Raw genomic sequence first — 15,355 nt, 5'->3', positions numbered from 1 at the left:
GCAAAAGGCCCCGCTCGTAAAAAGCCCCGGCGGTGTCCCGCCGGGGCTGCGTCATATCCGAAGACCCAGTCCGAAGACCAAGTCCGAAGATCAAGGCTTACCAGTTGCGCTGGGCGCGAACGAGCAGGCTGTAGGTGTCCTGGTCCTTCAGCTCATAGGTTGCGGCAGGCTTGGCAACGCTCGTGAGCGCCGGCGTCGTGATCACGCCCGAGTACTTCTGGTCAAGGTGGCTGTAGGTGAAGTCAGCCGAGAAGGTCAGGTTCTTGACCGGGGTCCAGCGGGTGATGACACCGATCTGGCCGATGTTGAAGTCCGGGTTGCAGGTGCCGGTCAGGGTCGCGAACGCGGCGCTGCCGCAGATCATGCCCTTGGCCGTGCCGCTGTAATTAACGGCAGCCCACGCACCATAGAGCGCCGAGTTCCAGTACGGGCTCCAGTTGTGGGTGTAGGCACCACGGAAGCCGTAGGTCTTGGTCAGCTCGAGGCCGCTGCCGGGTGCGAACACCGCGTCAGACACGCCGGCGAAGCCGATGCTCTGATACGCGCCGCCCGACCCGCCGAACATTGAGTAGTTCGTCGCCGCCAGCTCCTGGAAGTTGTACCGGCTTGCGCCGTCGGTGTAGACGCCCGAGATGTTGATCAGGTCGCCTGCACCGGTCGGGATGTTCTTGATTGACAGAGCCAGCTGGACCGCCCAGCCCCACTTGTCTTCAGGATGACCGGTAGTTTCGCTGGCGCCGTAATAGCCGACGTGGTTGTCGTGCGCGGCGACCGAGGCCTGGAACAGGCCCCAGGCCTGGTCGACACGGAGCGTGCCGACGAGATCGGGGGCGCGGGTGCCGCCGAGATCGTTGGAGCCGTAGGCACCGCCGAGGACGCCGGTGGTGGACATGCCGGCCGTATTCCAGAGGGCGGTCTGGAACACCTGTGTCTGGTCCTGGGCCGAGACGATCGCCGTCACGCCCTGGCCGAGATCGGCGGTGTAGGTGAACTGGGCAACACCGTTGGTGGTGCCGCTGCCGCCCACGAGCTGGTCGAAGTTGTTGCCGGGATAATTGATCCAGGGCGCGTCGAACTGCGACACGGCCTTACCCATGGTGAAGCCAGCGAACTGGATGAATGCGTAGTAGACGCCGAGCGCGCCGCCCGAAATGCCGCCGTCGGTGCCGTTGATGGCGCCGCCGCTGGACCCGATCAGGCCAGTGCCCGCGGCATTGAGGCCGAGCGTGCTGCTGTACTGGGTGGCACCCGTTCCTGAGCCGGCACCGACATAATTGCCGGTCGTCCAAGTGAAGACCGCATCGAAATAGGTGCGGACAACGCCGTACTCGGTCGCGGTGCGCGTGTCGATGTTGAGATCTTCACGAGCGCGCATCGAATAATAGTTCGTCAGGCGGTTGTTGGCCGCGAAAACGTTGTTGTACTGCGCGCTGTAATTGCCGCCGGCATTGAGCGCCACTTCGGCACGCAGATAGCCGCCCAGCTTGATGCAGGTGTCGCTGCCCGGGATGTAGTAGAAACCCGCGCCGTAGAGCGAGCAGACCTTCACGTACTCGACCGCCTTGGCCTTGACCGGAAGATCAGCCGCCTGAGCTCCACCGACGGCGATCAGACCCGCCGCAGTGCCGAGCAAAAGGCTCTTCACCACTTTCATATTAAAACCTCCAAGTTGCTCATGTTACGAAGACCGGACCGTGAGGCCCCCCAATCCCCGTCTTTCAAATCCGCTCGGCCGCTTTGCGCTTTCGGACACACCCTCTTTCCACGCGAGGGACGTGAGCAAACCACCTGCAACGGGACGATCGAGTACCCCCCACCGTCACAAGCAATATGCCTGCGCCGTTCACTAATCAAAATACCTTATTTGGTAAGCTTTATGGTTTCGCTAAACCTGTGCCCCGTTCGCAACACCATTGCTGAGCGATTCCATGAGCTGATCATCTTTGTAGTTTTACTGACAAAATTACCCTGCTCTGCACTTGCGTCAGAGCAGGCTTGCGTGGACTATGGCTTGCACGACACCGGCCGCATACAAATCAGATCACGGGAGTGACGCTGTGTCAGCGACGAGGAAAGAAGGGGCGCGCCTCCGCTCCATCGGCAATCTGGATATCATCAGGCGCTTCACCTGGGAGATATCGTCGATCAACATGTATCTGGAGGAGCTGCGTCAGTTCTGGGCGAGAACGCTCGGCATTAGCGGCCCGCAATGGCTGATCCTGATGGCGATCTCCGACCTCGACAAGGACGACGGCATTCCGGTCAACGTCGTCTCGAAACTCCTCCACGTCGATCCGTCGTTCGTCACCACACAGTCCAAGCTGCTCGAGAAGAAGGCCCTGTTGCGCCGTCGCCCGTCGCCGACCGACGCAAGGGTGGTCCGGCTGTCCCTGACCGAGAAGACGCAGAAGCACCTGGCGAGCCTCAACGAGCAGTACAAGACGATCAAGGAATTCGTCTTCCAGGAGTTCGACGAGAAAGAGCTGACGGAATTCACCACCAAGCTCGCGATGCTGAAGACCCGTCTCGAAAAGGCCTGCGTCCGCCTGACCCTCGACTTCTGAGGCGACCTCCTTAAATGCGCCCCGCGGCGCCGAGCCGGGATTCGAGCCAGTCGAAGATGTATTCATTGGCAAGGCTCGGATTGTCAGCATGGGCCTGCGCCGCGCCGGTTTCGGCCGCGGTGAATACCTTCAACATGACATCCGAACTGCCGAGCCGGGACGTCTGGACGATCTGACGCGCCCGATCGGCCTTGAGCCAACCGTCCTCGCCGAGCGTGATCAGCACGGGACAGTCGGCGCTGGAGGCCATCAGCGGCGCATGCGGCACCGGAACGATGCTGACGTCGCTCATCGCGAATCGGCTGGCAAAGAAGGCCCGCTCGTGCAGGTCCCACAGGCCGCCATCGCAGACGGCGGCGGCAAGCCGCGGCTCCTGCAGCACCGCGCGCGCCACGAAGGAAGAACCCCAGCCATCGGCGACGATCGCGACACGTGCGAAATCGAGCTCGCTGCACGTCTCCAGATAGTCCATCACGCATGGAATCGCGCTCTCGAGATCCCGGCGCCGCAACAGCGCGTCGAGATGATCGTCGCGCTGGTCGCCGAACAGGTCCAGCGCCAGCAGCGAGAAGCCGCGCTCGCGCGCATGCGGCGCGAGCTTGAACAGAAACTCCTCCTTGCGGTGGCCGGGCTCGCCGATGCAGATCACGGTCGGAGCTCGCACGCGTCCCGACGGCGCGGGCAGGAAATAGCCCTGCAACGAATGGCCGTCGAGCCAGGGTATCGTCATGACTTCGCCGGCCGGATCGCGCGCGGCGAGGAAGCGGCGGGCGCAATCCTGCATCGCGAGGACCGCGACCCAGCGGCGCTCGTCCGCTTGATCGAGCGGCATCGCGGCCGCGCTGTAGTAATTCATGGCGCGGAGCCAGTTGCGCTGCGCGGTCGCCCTGTGACCTTCCGCGAACGCGGCCTCGGCACGAAGCCGATTGGCCTGCGCCAGATTCTTCCACTCGCGATGCCAGGACTGGTCTTCGCCCCGCTTCAGCTGCCGCGCGATCATCAGGCATTCGGCGATCGTGGCGCCGCCCTCCTGGGCCGCGGTGAGGAGCCGCGTGAACTCAGCGGAGATGTCCTCTCGCTCCGGGCAAAGGGTCCAGTCGTCGGAGAGGCATGCGGGTATCATCGGGAGCTACGCTCTGGTCATCGCCTTACACATGACTGACTAAACTATTTTGGTTCCCTGACCAAGCTGCCGTGCGCCGAATGAGAGCCGTTGGAGATCACCATCGCTTGAACGCAAGGACGTGTCGCATGCGTGACATTCCTGTTCGTCATGAGTGACCGAACACCTGCAAGAAGGCTGGCAAGAGGTGGCACGCGAAATTGCCTGCGCGCCTCTTGCCATGATGAGCATCATACCTATATCCGCGCGCGCTCGGCGCCCGCTTCAGCCGAGCCGCCAACCGACCTCCTGCGTAAAACTTTCGTAGAAGGCGCGGTCGTAGGCCTGCTCCGGTGTGGCGCGCACGCGCTCGTCAAGGCGCCTTGCATCCTCGCCCACGAGAATGCGCCATTGCTCCGCCTTGACCCCGTCGAGGATGATCCTGGCGGCTTGCGCCGCCGTCGTCGGCGCATCCTCGAGAAAGCTGCGGGCGCGCTCGGTGAACACCGCCTGGATGTCCTCATCCGACATCTTGTCGGCATCCGGCACACCGGCCGCGACCATGCGCTTGCGGGTCAGCGCGACCTCGTCTGCATTGAGCCGCTCCGAACCGTCGGCGCTCTGCACCTTGCGCGAATTGGAGACGATCGATGTGCCGATATGGCCGGGCATCACCACCGAGCATTTGACATGCGGCGCGTGCAGGCGGAGGTCGTTGATCAGCGCTTCGGTAAACCCCTTCACGGCGAACTTCGCCGAGCTGTAGGCGGTGTGCGACTGGTCCATGCCGATCGAGGCCCAGAAGCCGTTGACGCTCGCGGTGTTGACGATGTGGGCCTCGTCCGCTGCGACCAGCATCGGCAGGAAGGTGCGGACGCCGAGATAGACACCGCCCCAGCAGATGTTGAAGGTGCGCTCCCACTGCTCGCGGGTGTTGGTGAACACGCTGCCGCCGCCACCGATGCCGGCGTTGTTGAACAGAAGATGGATCCGGTCGGTCTTCTGCTGCTCGGCAAGCTCGTCGCGGAATCGCTTCAGATGATCCTCGATCGAGACGTCGGCGACATGGGTCGTGACGCGCAGGCCCTGCGGCAGCTTCTCGACCTCGCACAGCCGCTTGGTCTCGGCCATCGCGGCTTCCGAGACGTCGCACATCGCGACATTGCAGCCCTCGGCGACGAGCTGCCGCGCGAGCTCGCGTCCCATTCCCGTGCCACCGCCGGTGATGACGGCGATCTTTCCTGCAAAATCCTTCATGGGACTTTCGGCCCCTCCCCTTGTCGGTATGTTTCTTCACAGCTAGCGCCGCGCGTATCGGAGCGCGCACGAAATGTAGCAGCGCCGCATCCGCAGGTAAAAGCGGATCGGCGCTGCCATGTTCATCAGGAATTTCGGCGCGCGGACTATTCGGCCGCCTCGACGCGCCGCCCGTTCAACGCGCCGAGCCCGTCCAGCGCCTTGCGGATCGCCGCCTGCTGCACGGGCGATGCCTCCGGCATCGGCGCGCGCGGATGAGTCCTGGGCAGGCCCTGCAGCGTCTGCGCATAGCGCGTGCAGGCCGGCAGATTGTCGGCGATCACAGCGTTCCACAGCGTCAGCAGCTTCTTGTGCAGGTCGAGCGCGCGCGGATGGTCACCCGCCTTCACCGCATCCCACAGCGCGACGGAGGCATGCGGCGCCGCGGTCAGGATCGCGGCGATCGAACCATGCGCCCCCAACGTGTAGGATGGATACATCAGCGCATCGACCGCGCTGTAGATCAGCTTGTCCGGTGCCATCATCATGAGGTCCGCGAACAGCTTCAGGTCGCCCGCGCTCTGCTTGACGCCGACCACCAGCGGCACCTCGGTCATGATCCGCGTCAGCAGCGCCGGCGACAGATACGACCACGGCACCACGTTGTAAATGATGATGGGCATGCCGGTCTCATCAGCCATGGCGCGGAAATGCGCCACCATCGCCTCGTCGTCCGGCTTGAACAGGTAATGCACCGGCGTGACCTGGAGCGCGGCGACATTCATGTCACGCACCAGCTTGCCGCGGCGGATCGCATCGCGCGTGGAATCGACGATGATGCCGGCGATCACGGGAATGCGTCCCTTCACCGCAGCGACCGTCGCTTCCATCAGGTCGCGATATTCCTCGTGATCGAGCGTGTGCCCCTCGCCGGTCGAGCCGCCGGCTGCGACGCCGTGCGCGCCGGCGCCGATCATCCAGTCGACCTGGGGCGCCACAAGAGTGTAGTCGATCTCGCCATCCTTCCGGAACGGCGTCGTCATCGGCGGAATTACGCCGGTCGGTCGTGCCTTCATGGTCTGCCCTCGCGTTTCCATATCCCTTGTGGCGGCCCCGCTCTTTTGGCGGGTGGCCACGGTCCCTCCGAGCCTACCGGCTGCGCGCGGCCTGTGAAGCGCCACCGGCGCGGCGCTGCCCCCACAATCGATCATCCCTGCGACTCAGCCCTGCCGGTTCCCCGTATTTGCCCGGCTTCGGTTTAGGGGCAATTTTTTTACAATCCGAATCGCTAAATGGAGTCCGGACGCCGGGTCGAGTCGGCCAGGCCAGCGTGTTGTTTGCGTCACAGGCTCTGGCACTCCGCTTGCATCCTCTTCGTGGTCAGAAACTACCGATGAGGTGACTGGAATGTTCGTGACCGTCGTTGCCGTGCTCTGCCGGCTGAGTGCAGCCAGCTCAGGCAGTTGCATCGAGGAAATCGTGACCGACAGCAACATGACGCCCGAGATGTCGATGATGCAGTGTGCGATCGGCGCACAGGCCCCCCTGGCGAAATGGATGGGCGAGCATCCGATCTACCACGCCAACTGGCGGCTCGATCGCTACAAATGCGTGCCGGGTCACTACGAGATCAAGGGCCACGCCTAAGGTCCCGCAAAACTACTGATACCAAGACGACGGACCAAGACTAAAACGAGGAAACGCCCCGGAGGCCGACTGGTCTTTCCGTGCGGGCATCGGCAGCGCCAGACCCCATTGCGGCGGCGCGCTTTGTGACAATCACATCTTCCCTTAAGCCACTGCTCGCAAGATGATCACACGCGCACGCCGCCCATCCGGCGTCAGCGCGCGAACGCGAATAGCGGTTGCCCGACGTTGGAGCCGAGGCCATACTTGGCGCCTCGATAGTCGTCGATTGCGAGCCCGGTGTCGAAGCGCCCTGTTCTTCCCCCCAGCCGCGGACCTCAACAGGCCGAATTGCGCGAGCGCGCCACGCTCGCGCTGCGGATGCAGAATTTCGCCGAGGCTGAGCGGCTTGCAGCCGAAGTCTTGAAGATGAGCCGGAACGATATCGTCGCGACATGGGTTCTCGGCCGCGCCTTGCTCGCTCAGAACCGCGCAGCGGAAGCCATCCTGCCCTTGGACAAGGCGGCGCGCCGAACGAGCGATCCGGGCATTGAAACTCTGCTTGGCGCGGCCTTGGGCGAATCCGGACGTCGCACGGAAGCCGTCGAACAATTGCGCCGGACCGCGGCGCGTCGCCCGCCTTTCCTGCCGGCGTTCCAGGAACTCGCCGGCCAGCTTGCCAAGGATCGGCGCCTCGATGAGTCTATCGCGGTGATCGGCAACGCTCTCGCGCTCGCGCCGGAAAGCATCGACCTGCAACTGGATCTTGCGCGCCTGTATCTCGAGCGCAATACGCGCGGTGAGGCGCGCGCGATTCTCGTCAAGGCTCACGGGGCCGCGCCTGGGCGTCCTGATATCTCGACCCTACTTGCACGCGTGCTGCGCCAGGACGGTGATTATGCCGCAGCCGCAGAGATGTACCGGCTCGCGCTGGCGCTGCGCCCTGACGATGCCATGGCACGGGCCAACCTCGCGGCTTGCCTATTCGAGTTGGGTGAGCGCGAAGCGGGCGAGGCGAGCCTTCGTTCGGCCTTACAAGGCCGCCCTCGAATGCTGGCACAAGCCGCCTACACGCTTGCCCATTCATCGCACGGCCGCTTCTTCTTCCGCCCGAGCTCGCTCAAGAAGTTTCTGCAAGGCGAGGTGCCGTAATACGGCTCACGCACGGAACTGCCGTCGATAGGCGCCAGGCTCCTGCGCGACCGACTTCGTCACCTCGAACACCCGCCGCATCTCCTCTGCGGTCAGTGGTGCGGTCTGAGCGACCCAGGTTTCCCGCTTCACCGCCATGCATTGCGCGATCGGCGTCCCTTTCTGCAGCACGCCGTTGAAATTCACGTCGTGCCAGTGCACCGGGAAATGGATCCAACTGTCACGATATCGATCGCAATCGACGAGGCCGGTGAGCGTCGTGAAGGGCAGATCGAACCGATTGATCGGATGCATGAACAGAACCGAATAGCCTTCCGGCGCTTCGATCAGCCATGGGTTACGAAACTTGATGAGAAGCCGGTCCGGCTCGAACAACGGCGATCCCGTGACCTGACTCGAGTCGTGAAATCCCACGGGAGAGCGCGGGAAATCGAGCTCACCACCGGCTGGCAGGTCATTGTCCCAGGAAATTTCCCCGTTCTCAAACCTGACATCGCACATCAATGGGATCAGGAAGCCGCTCGTCATGGCATCGACGACCGGAGGACACCGCTTGACCGTATCCTCCTCGCGCTGATTGATCGCGTTGAAGGCCTGCGTCGGCATCGCCTTCAGCCAGGCAGGCAGGCCTAAACTCGCAGGGACCGGTGGCGGCAATTTGTCTTCAAGACCCGGCGGACAGCGGAACTTGAGGGTCATCGGCTCGTCGGGCACTTCTGTGCTCCCATTGTCGCCGCGCGCGCACCGTGAGCCTCATCGCGGACAGGCAAAGCGCGTATCGCGATGCTTTCGCGCGTGGACTCAGCCGAGTCTACCAACAAAATGGTCGGAGCGAGAGGATTTGAACCTCCGACCCCTAGTCTCCCAGACGAAGGTGATCCCGTAACGTAGCGTAACCAGACTGAACGTCTTACCTGCAAAAAATGCTTTGTTTTCATTGACTTTTGAAGATTTTATAAGGCATGTTACCAACGCAGGGTAACAGCCGCTAACGCCATCGAGACGTTACCCTGCAGCACCTTGGGGTAACGGCATGGCTAAGACTAGGGCGCTATCCAGCCTCGCGATCGAGCAGCTCAAGCCGCGCGCCGTGCGATACGAAAAATCCGACGGCGGCGCGGCCGGCTTGTTTCTGGTGGTGCACCCCTCCGGCCTCAAATCGTGGGTGTTTCGGTTCCGGTCACCTGTGGCATGCGACCAAGCTGGGCAGCGCGCTCCCAAGAAGCTCACCCTCGGGCCGCTGGCGCTCACGCCCTCACCGGCTCAGCCGCAAATCGGTCATCCGCTGACACCCAGCCAAGCCAGGATGCTCGCCACGGCCGCCGCGGAGGACGTCCGGCGCGGGATTGACCCGACGCATGTGCGCCGTCAGGAAAAGGCGGAGGCCAAGCGGGAAGCTGTCCGGGACGACACGATCGACGCTGCCATGGTCGAGTTCCTTAAGCGGTACAAAGGGCGGAAGCGCCAAGGGCTGCGGGACTCGACCCGGCTGCTGACCGCTCACTATTTTGGCCTGAAGCCGGATCCGGAGAACTCGGGCGATTGGGTGAAATCGGGGAACAGCGTACTTGGAAAATGGTCGGGGCGCCCCCTGGCCTCACTCACCAAATATGATGCAATCACGCTGCTCGACGGCCTGGTCGATTCCGGACGCGGCGTCACAGCTAACCGCACGCTGACGGTGCTCAAAACCTTTTTCGACTGGTGCGTCGATCGCGACCTGCGCGAGTCCTCGCCGGTCGTGTCGCTAGACGCGTTTGCCCACGAAACAGAGCGTGAGCGCAAACTGAGCGCGCCCGAACTGGTGGCAGCGTGGAAAGTAGCCGATCGCGAGGGCTACCCTTTCGGGCGCCTCATACAATCCTTGATCCTGACCGGCCAGCGCCGGGATGAGCTGCGCGAGCTACCTCGGTCGGAACTGGACTTGCGCGGCACTCAGATCGTGCTCGACGATGGTGGACGCTGGTGTGAGCCGTTGTGGACAATCCCCAAAGAGCGAACGAAAAACGGGCGCGAACACCTCGTCCCGCTGAGCCCACAGGCCACCGACTTGTTGAAATCCCTTCCGACGATCAAGGGAAAGGGCCTTCTCTTCACGACGACCGGCGAAACGCCGATAAGTGGATTGTCGAAAGCAAAGAAGCGCTTTGACGAGGCCATGCTTGCGGAACTGCGCAATACCGATCCGGACGCGACTATAGAGCCTTGGACACTCCATGACCTGCGCCGGACCTTTTATTCCGGTCTGCAAGCGCTCGGATTCTCAATTGAGGTCGCAGAGGCTTGCGTCAACCATTCGTCCGGCAGCATCCGTGGCGTGGCCAAGGTCTACGCTCGCCACAAATACCTGCGGGAAAAAACACAGGCGTTCACGGCGTGGGCTCGATATGTCGACGATCTGGTGAACGGCCGGACGGCGAGCAACGTGATCGCGTTCCAGAGGGAGCCGGCATGACCAAGCGACGCGCAGGACGCCCCTCGCAAAACATAATCGTGCCGCACCCTCTAAATGGCGACGAATGGCTGCAGGTCGGGAAATACGACAAGACTTGGCCGGCAGCGAACAGGTATTGGATCCTAGTGCGCGAGGGGATGTCGCGCGCCGAAGCCCTGACAAAGGCCGCCGACGAGTTCAAGGTGCAAGAGCAAAGCCTGAGCGATTGGTTGCGACGCGCTCGCAGGCGCGGCCCCATTGGTCATTTCGAAGGTGGCCCAGACGATAATTAACTGCTGCAAAATCGTCATTTAGCTGCTGGCTACATTACTCGCCGACTGTGCCCTTATGTGCGTAACACATGAGGTCACGATGTCCGCTGACGATCCCCACGCCCTGATCCCCACGTCGCAGCTCCGCGCCCGTTATGGCGGCGTGAGCCATATGTGGGTCGAGCGTCGTCTGAAAGACGACTCCGACTTCCCTCGCCCGCTCTACATCGCCAAACGCCGCTTTTGGCGCCTTGCAGAGCTTGCCGCTTGGGAGCGCTCCGTCGCCGCGCGTCGGCAGCCCATTGCGGCCTGATGTTGACAATTAACCTCGCAAGCAAATCCACAACATAGGTCACACCCAAAATGAATGAACGCTATTTCGCTACGATCGAAACGCAGGCCGCCAGCGTGTCAGACGTCGCGGTGCGCGGCTCACTCTCCCGCCTCTCAAAACTGCATCGCGATATTCTGGCCACCTCAACCAGAGTTCGCGGCAACGCCGATCTCAGCGCGCAGGGGAAGACGAAAGAAGGCCGGGACGAACTGAAAAAGAAGGCGCATGAGCTGATCCGCGCGAACCTGGCCGTGCAGCGGCTCAGCGCCAGGATCGACGAGAAGCGCGCCAATATCCAGTTGCCCGCGATCGACAAGACCGATGCAGCGGGAGCGTTTCTGCGTGGCCAGGTTCGCGATCGCTTGCCGAAGTCGGCGAAGGAACTGCGGGCGACCATCCCGACAATGTCCCTGCTGTATCTGCAGGCCATCCTTGAGGCCCCCGAACTCGTTGGCGGCGATCGTGAGACGGTCGAGGCGGCCCGCGGTCGGGCGATCGACCTCGTGCACCCCGGCAAATCGGCCGAGCTAGACGGGGAGCGAGACGCGGTGCGGCTCCTGGCCAATGCGACCGCGGCCATGTCCGAGGCGGCTCGCGAACTGGCCGAGCTGCCGAACGTGCACGCGCTCGGCGATTTCCTGAACAAAAGCGTGCCCGATCAGCGACACATCGAGGCCGCGATCGAATCCGAACTCGCAGCGTAACTCTCAATCCGAAAGGACAACTCCAAAATGGTCCAGAAACTGAACACCGACAGCGCGGCGAAGCAGGTCACCGAAGCCTTGCAGCCGGTCGTCGACATCAAGATCACGCCGACGCGTGACCCGCGCCAGGCGGAGCCGACCAAGAAGCCGCTCCCAGCCGACCTCGCGCGCGCCTTGGGGCAGACCGAGCGATGAACCGGCAACAGCTCACAGCCGAGCGGGATGCCGCCGGCCCGGCCTACGTCGAAGCGCTCAACGCCTTCCGTGAGGCATGGGCACGCCTCGCGGCGATCGACCGCACTCTTTCGAATGCGAACGTAGCGCAAGGTGAAACTATTCGCTCCTGGCACTTCAAGTCCCGCAACGGGTTGGAAGACGCCCTTCGCGCGCTGCAGCACATCGAATTTGCACCGCGATTGATCGTCAACGACTGGCACGATCGCGCTGTCGAACTGTCCAACAAGCAGATCGAAGGATTCAAGCCGTGAGCTACAATTACGCAACCGACCGCGGTCTTATCGTGCCGTTCACTGGGAATCTGACCATCACCCGCAACGACGAAGGGAAGATCTTTCGTTCTGACGACACCTCAAACGTCACAGTGACCGTTAGCAACGACCTGCACATCGGGTTCAACGTTGGATTCGTGATGTACAGCACCGGGACGATCACCCTTGCTGCGAGCCCGCATGTCGTCAATCGATCCGTCAAGACGGTGCTTTCCACTCAGTACCAGACCGGCTCGCTCATGGTGATGCAACGCACAGGCGGCAACTTCGGACTCACCGCAGACATTGAGTACCTGACCGGCGGCGACTTCGCCTGATCGGCGTTCAGGCAGCTTCCCAACGGGGACACGAGATGAAAATTGGCTTGGTTAAGAATTGGAACGGCGAACGCGGGTTCGGCTTCCTTCGCGCGGACGATGTCTTTTGCCATGCCTCGGCGCTTCCGCTCGGCACGCGAGCGCTGGAAGTGGGCAGCACGTTGGCTTCGAGATTGGCTTAAACGAGCGCACCGAAAAGCCAATGGCCGCGAACGTGAGGCTGGTGTAGTGGCCAGCCAACTCCAAACGATCGTCCTCAACTTCGAAGCTGCTCTGCTGATCGGCGTTCGCGGCGGTGCCGATGAAGCCGGCCTGGTAAAGATCCGCGACAAAGCATTCGATCAGCTATCGGCCAGGGCGCATCCGCTGACACCGTGTTGCAACTGCGCGAAGAATTGGCGCGGGACAAGGCCGCTCGCTATGCGGACACCATTCGCATCGTTCAGAGCGCCAAGAAAAGGCGGGAACTATGAGCGTGCATAAAAGGAGGAACTTGGATCTGTATTAGTGAATGGGTTTTATAAAGTTAATGTATCCATTTAAATCAGCAATTTACTCAAGGTCGTAATCGCGATATTATTCCCTTAGGAAATTGTCGCTGCCGTCAGCCCTAACCTATTAGTTTTTGGATTGAGAATTCGCTCCTAAGTTCTCCAGCCTGGGCTGGCGGTTCTATGAGGAAATCATAGTCTAGGAGGATACCTCGATGATGTCCTACTTCAAAAACTCAGTCGCTCGCTCGCTCCGGTCTAAAACTGCCGCGATTGTTTATGGGATTCTGCTTTTTACTCCGGTCGCCAACATGGCCTCCGCTGCCGACGCCAAGGTCGTCGTGGACAAGATACTGGGAGAGGCAATCCCGGCGATCCAAAGTCAGATGGGCTCGATGAGCGAAGGATGCTCAGGTGGTAGCCACGGCAGGCCCCCAGAGAGCTGGGGCGCGTTGCAGGTGCATGGTCACACGGCCGTGAATGCATTCAGCCAAGCAAGAACGTCCTTGGCGACGGGCAAGACAGAGGCCGCAATTCAACAGCTCAATTCTGGCCTGGGTCAGTACGACTCCTTAATCAACGGTCTGCACGAAAATTGCTCTGGAGGCGCGCACGGAGAAGATCCTCAGAGCTATGGCGCGTATGTAGCCTTCAGAAATAATCTGAAGACGCAACTGGAGACGGCGTTGCGCTTCTTGTGACGACAGCGGCGCCTGTTGCAGGTGCTCCGACGAGTTATACAGATAGAACGGGCCGCCGCTGCTTTGCTCCCCCTTTGGGAGTTTTTGCACTTGCGCCCGCTTTTGTAGGAGCACCGTGCGCCTGCTATTCCCCCATTTTATAGCTGGGTACCGGTTCCGCCCGTTAGACCTGACACTTCTACAGGAGCTTCTCATGCATCGTTTGGCTCAACTGATTTTGTTTCTCAGCACGCTCACCGCGGCCTCAGCATATGCACAGCAAACGCAGATTGGCGGCACGTCGGTGAGAACGCTTCCTTGTCAAGCCATCGAGCTGGACGATCAGAAGATAACCGTCTGCATCGAGCCCAAGCGCGAGATGTTATTAGGAGGACCAGCTTGTGGTTTTGTTGCCGCTGGCGTTTGTTGGTCAAATACTGTTTCAGCCCCAGTGATGGCGGCTGCACTGCCGCTCGTAAAGGCTGCCAAAGATAGAGGAGCATTTCGCGACCAGGGCGAATGCGAGGAAATCGCCCGCGATGCGGGCCGTCTGGGCGGCATTGTGGGTGGCTCTATTGCAGGCGCGTTAGCCGGCCAGTGCGGCGAATGTGTATGTCGCGCCGCATATTAGCGAGAGCGATCGTCGCGCGGCATAGAGCAGCTCACTCAACTCGGGCTCAGACGTCATTCCGATGTTTGCGCCGAACCTCTTTCTGTTCGTAGGCGCCTTGGATGAACTCTGCAAGTCCACCTTTGTAGTTTAACCGGAGTCGGCGGACTCGAATCGAGAATCCAGCCGCCTCAGCTTCTTCCTTCAAACGCTCGGCTTTAAGCTTGTCGGCCGCTCAGGTAGCAACTCACCACGTGCACCGCATCGGATTTACACAGCGTTGCGTCAAGCCTTCGTTCAAAGAACCGGGGTTTACAGGGGAGACGCTGAAGTCCAGGTGTCCGCGTAGGACTGCATCTTTAGCGCTGCCGTCTCTTTGTCGACCTCGACAAAAGTCGTTGGAGCGCGAGCGGCAAGGTCTCTGAACGATTGGCCGACCGTCCAGATCCTCGATGAATCAATCGCAATCAGGCGATCATGGAGACTTCGCTTTGGCGCAAGCCTGGCTGCGACCGGCCGCGATGCACCGTACTGCTTCTGCCACGCGTTCACTGCTGGAGCCAAGCCTGCTTTTACGGCGGACGCATCCGCCAGGAGTCTGATTTGCACGTTTTCTCCAATGAAGTGCGCAAACTCGGTCAGCATCTTTTCGTCCATGTAGGGATCAACGACCAGAACATCGATCCGGGCTAACTCAAAAATGCGTTGAATAGCCTTGAGGGCATCGAACGAATTGCCAGCCGGAATAAAGGCCCCGGTAGCAGGCGCGGGTAGCTCCATTTCGACCACGGCCAAGGCTCGATATAGGATACGCTGCACTTCGCCAGGGAACCAATTCCGGTACTGGGCGGAGTTGTTTAAGGCTGACTTGAACTCGATAGCGCCCTCTGCACCCAGCGCCTCACTGACCAACGCTTCAGCGCGTCCGAGCCACTGGTGCTCCATGGCTCCGAAGGGCAAGTACCCGGTAAGTGGTGGCGGATACTTCTGCGCCAGAGCGGGCGTGCTCTCTATGATCCTACCCAACTGCGCGTAAAGCGCGTTAGCAGGCATTTTGCGTAATGGATTTTTCAAAGCCCCTCTTAACACGTAAGTTTTGCCGTCAAGGCTTCTCTGCCCTAGCGTCGCAGTAGCCGTAGACAAACGCGTCATTCTGAACACTAGCTTTGCAACCCCAATCGACCGTCATCTGTCTCTCATTGAACTGAGTCAGATTCAGGTGCGATTCGCCTCGTTGCTCTGTAATTCTGCAGAACCCCGTGCCAAGAATAAATTTAGCGCCGGGCGGTGGCAGGAGCACTGCAAAAGAGTCCCTTGGCGTAGG

The 15,355-nt window shown here is 61.3% G+C and carries 18 protein-coding genes; 12 read left to right on the top strand and 6 right to left on the bottom strand.

Going from position 1 to position 15,355, the window contains the following annotated elements:
* Positions 1–97: 97 nt before the first annotated feature.
* The gene (locus IVA75_RS25500; RefSeq protein ID WP_247289410.1) at positions 98–1,654 is read right to left on the bottom strand and encodes a porin; all 1,557 of its coding nucleotides are present in this window, start codon (positions 1,652–1,654) and stop codon (positions 98–100) included.
* Positions 1,655–2,057: 403 nt separating this feature from the next.
* On the opposite strand from IVA75_RS25500, the gene IVA75_RS25495 reads away from it, so the two are divergent.
* Positions 2,058–2,564, top strand: coding sequence for a MarR family transcriptional regulator (locus tag IVA75_RS25495; protein ID WP_027567247.1), 507 nt, complete (start codon positions 2,058–2,060; stop codon positions 2,562–2,564).
* Between the two features lie 10 nt (positions 2,565–2,574).
* On the opposite strand, the gene IVA75_RS25490 is transcribed toward IVA75_RS25495, so the two are convergent.
* The 3 genes from IVA75_RS25490 to IVA75_RS25480 all read right to left on the bottom strand — a co-directional run bounded on the left by IVA75_RS25490 (position 2,575) and on the right by IVA75_RS25480 (position 5,978).
* Positions 2,575–3,687 carry an alpha/beta hydrolase gene (locus tag IVA75_RS25490; protein ID WP_027567248.1) on the bottom strand — a complete coding sequence of 371 codons (1,113 nt, stop codon included), beginning with the start codon at positions 3,685–3,687 and terminating at the stop codon, positions 2,575–2,577.
* A gap of 264 nt (positions 3,688–3,951) precedes the next feature.
* Entirely contained in the window at positions 3,952–4,923 is a 972-nt protein-coding gene (locus IVA75_RS25485; protein WP_247289408.1) for an SDR family NAD(P)-dependent oxidoreductase, read from the bottom strand.
* Positions 4,924–5,069: 146 nt separating this feature from the next.
* Positions 5,070–5,978, bottom strand: coding sequence for a dihydrodipicolinate synthase family protein (locus IVA75_RS25480; RefSeq protein ID WP_247289405.1), 909 nt, complete (start codon positions 5,976–5,978; stop codon positions 5,070–5,072).
* Between the two features lie 331 nt (positions 5,979–6,309).
* On the opposite strand from IVA75_RS25480, the gene IVA75_RS25475 reads away from it, so the two are divergent.
* Together IVA75_RS25475 and IVA75_RS25470 are read left to right on the top strand one after the other, a co-directional pair.
* A complete protein-coding gene (locus IVA75_RS25475; protein ID WP_007611067.1) occupies positions 6,310–6,549 on the top strand; it encodes a hypothetical protein in 240 nt (79 codons plus the stop codon).
* A 330-nt stretch (positions 6,550–6,879) separates the two neighbouring features.
* On the top strand, positions 6,880–7,680 hold the full coding sequence (locus IVA75_RS25470; protein ID WP_249799462.1) for a tetratricopeptide repeat protein: 801 nt from the start codon (positions 6,880–6,882) through the stop codon (positions 7,678–7,680).
* Between the two features lie 6 nt (positions 7,681–7,686).
* Here the strand turns inward: IVA75_RS25470 and IVA75_RS25465 are convergent, their stop codons facing one another.
* On the bottom strand, positions 7,687–8,379 hold the full coding sequence (locus tag IVA75_RS25465; protein ID WP_027567252.1) for a hypothetical protein: 693 nt from the start codon (positions 8,377–8,379) through the stop codon (positions 7,687–7,689).
* 334 nt (positions 8,380–8,713) lie between these two features.
* Between IVA75_RS25465 and IVA75_RS25460 the strand changes: the two genes are divergently transcribed.
* The 9 genes from IVA75_RS25460 to IVA75_RS25420 all read left to right on the top strand — a co-directional run bounded on the left by IVA75_RS25460 (position 8,714) and on the right by IVA75_RS25420 (position 14,052).
* Positions 8,714–10,135: a site-specific integrase gene (locus tag IVA75_RS25460; protein ID WP_247289402.1), complete on the top strand. Its 1,422-nt coding sequence runs from the start codon at positions 8,714–8,716 to the stop codon at positions 10,133–10,135.
* The gene (locus IVA75_RS25455; protein WP_247289400.1) at positions 10,132–10,407 is read left to right on the top strand and encodes a hypothetical protein; all 276 of its coding nucleotides are present in this window, start codon (positions 10,132–10,134) and stop codon (positions 10,405–10,407) included. Before IVA75_RS25460 ends, IVA75_RS25455 begins: the two co-directional genes overlap by 4 nt.
* Positions 10,408–10,486: 79 nt before the next feature.
* Positions 10,487–10,699 (top strand): hypothetical protein, encoded by a 213-nt coding sequence (locus IVA75_RS25450; protein ID WP_247289398.1) that lies wholly within the window; start codon positions 10,487–10,489, stop codon positions 10,697–10,699.
* Positions 10,700–10,749: 50 nt separating this feature from the next.
* Positions 10,750–11,424: a hypothetical protein gene (locus IVA75_RS25445; RefSeq protein WP_247289397.1), complete on the top strand. Its 675-nt coding sequence runs from the start codon at positions 10,750–10,752 to the stop codon at positions 11,422–11,424.
* Positions 11,425–11,451: 27 nt separating this feature from the next.
* Positions 11,452–11,619 (top strand): hypothetical protein, encoded by a 168-nt coding sequence (locus IVA75_RS25440; protein ID WP_247289395.1) that lies wholly within the window; start codon positions 11,452–11,454, stop codon positions 11,617–11,619.
* Positions 11,616–11,912, top strand: coding sequence for a hypothetical protein (locus tag IVA75_RS25435; RefSeq protein WP_247289393.1), 297 nt, complete (start codon positions 11,616–11,618; stop codon positions 11,910–11,912). The genes IVA75_RS25440 and IVA75_RS25435 overlap by 4 nt, the downstream gene beginning before the upstream one ends.
* Positions 11,909–12,250 (top strand): hypothetical protein, encoded by a 342-nt coding sequence (locus IVA75_RS25430; protein ID WP_247289391.1) that lies wholly within the window; start codon positions 11,909–11,911, stop codon positions 12,248–12,250. Before IVA75_RS25435 ends, IVA75_RS25430 begins: the two co-directional genes overlap by 4 nt.
* 706 nt (positions 12,251–12,956) lie before the next feature.
* A complete protein-coding gene (locus tag IVA75_RS25425) occupies positions 12,957–13,442 on the top strand; it encodes a hypothetical protein (protein ID WP_247289389.1) in 486 nt (161 codons plus the stop codon).
* 193 nt (positions 13,443–13,635) lie between these two features.
* Positions 13,636–14,052: a hypothetical protein gene (locus IVA75_RS25420; protein WP_247289387.1), complete on the top strand. Its 417-nt coding sequence runs from the start codon at positions 13,636–13,638 to the stop codon at positions 14,050–14,052.
* A gap of 291 nt (positions 14,053–14,343) precedes the next feature.
* Here the strand turns inward: IVA75_RS25420 and IVA75_RS25415 are convergent, their stop codons facing one another.
* Positions 14,344–15,105, bottom strand: coding sequence for a phosphatidylserine/phosphatidylglycerophosphate/cardiolipin synthase family protein (locus IVA75_RS25415; protein ID WP_247289386.1), 762 nt, complete (start codon positions 15,103–15,105; stop codon positions 14,344–14,346).
* Positions 15,106–15,355: the final 250 nt, after the last annotated feature.

Source organism: Bradyrhizobium sp. 134 (assembly GCF_023074155.1).
Taxonomy (GTDB): domain Bacteria; phylum Pseudomonadota; class Alphaproteobacteria; order Rhizobiales; family Xanthobacteraceae; genus Bradyrhizobium.
Note: the sequence above shows the minus strand (reverse complement) of the source record. Positions and strands in the feature narration are given on the sequence as shown.

Excerpts from the sequence above, each read along its gene's own strand:
- IVA75_RS25455 (WP_247289400.1), top strand. The coding sequence starts at position 10,132 with ATGACCAAGCGACGCGCAGGACGCCCCTCGCAAAACATAATCGTGCCG.
- IVA75_RS25460 (WP_247289402.1), top strand. The coding sequence starts at position 8,714 with ATGGCTAAGACTAGGGCGCTATCCAGCCTCGCGATCGAGCAGCTCAAG.
- IVA75_RS25465 (WP_027567252.1), bottom strand. The coding sequence starts at position 8,379 with ATGACCCTCAAGTTCCGCTGTCCGCCGGGTCTTGAAGACAAATTGCCG.
- IVA75_RS25425 (WP_247289389.1), top strand. The coding sequence starts at position 12,957 with ATGATGTCCTACTTCAAAAACTCAGTCGCTCGCTCGCTCCGGTCTAAA.
- IVA75_RS25440 (WP_247289395.1), top strand. The coding sequence starts at position 11,452 with ATGGTCCAGAAACTGAACACCGACAGCGCGGCGAAGCAGGTCACCGAA.
- IVA75_RS25480 (WP_247289405.1), bottom strand. The coding sequence starts at position 5,978 with ATGAAGGCACGACCGACCGGCGTAATTCCGCCGATGACGACGCCGTTC.
- IVA75_RS25435 (WP_247289393.1), top strand. The coding sequence starts at position 11,616 with ATGAACCGGCAACAGCTCACAGCCGAGCGGGATGCCGCCGGCCCGGCC.
- IVA75_RS25420 (WP_247289387.1), top strand. The coding sequence starts at position 13,636 with ATGCATCGTTTGGCTCAACTGATTTTGTTTCTCAGCACGCTCACCGCG.
- IVA75_RS25475 (WP_007611067.1), top strand. The coding sequence starts at position 6,310 with ATGTTCGTGACCGTCGTTGCCGTGCTCTGCCGGCTGAGTGCAGCCAGC.
- IVA75_RS25490 (WP_027567248.1), bottom strand. The coding sequence starts at position 3,687 with ATGATACCCGCATGCCTCTCCGACGACTGGACCCTTTGCCCGGAGCGA.
- IVA75_RS25450 (WP_247289398.1), top strand. The coding sequence starts at position 10,487 with ATGTCCGCTGACGATCCCCACGCCCTGATCCCCACGTCGCAGCTCCGC.
- IVA75_RS25500 (WP_247289410.1), bottom strand. The coding sequence starts at position 1,654 with ATGAAAGTGGTGAAGAGCCTTTTGCTCGGCACTGCGGCGGGTCTGATC.
- IVA75_RS25445 (WP_247289397.1), top strand. The coding sequence starts at position 10,750 with ATGAATGAACGCTATTTCGCTACGATCGAAACGCAGGCCGCCAGCGTG.
- IVA75_RS25485 (WP_247289408.1), bottom strand. The coding sequence starts at position 4,923 with ATGAAGGATTTTGCAGGAAAGATCGCCGTCATCACCGGCGGTGGCACG.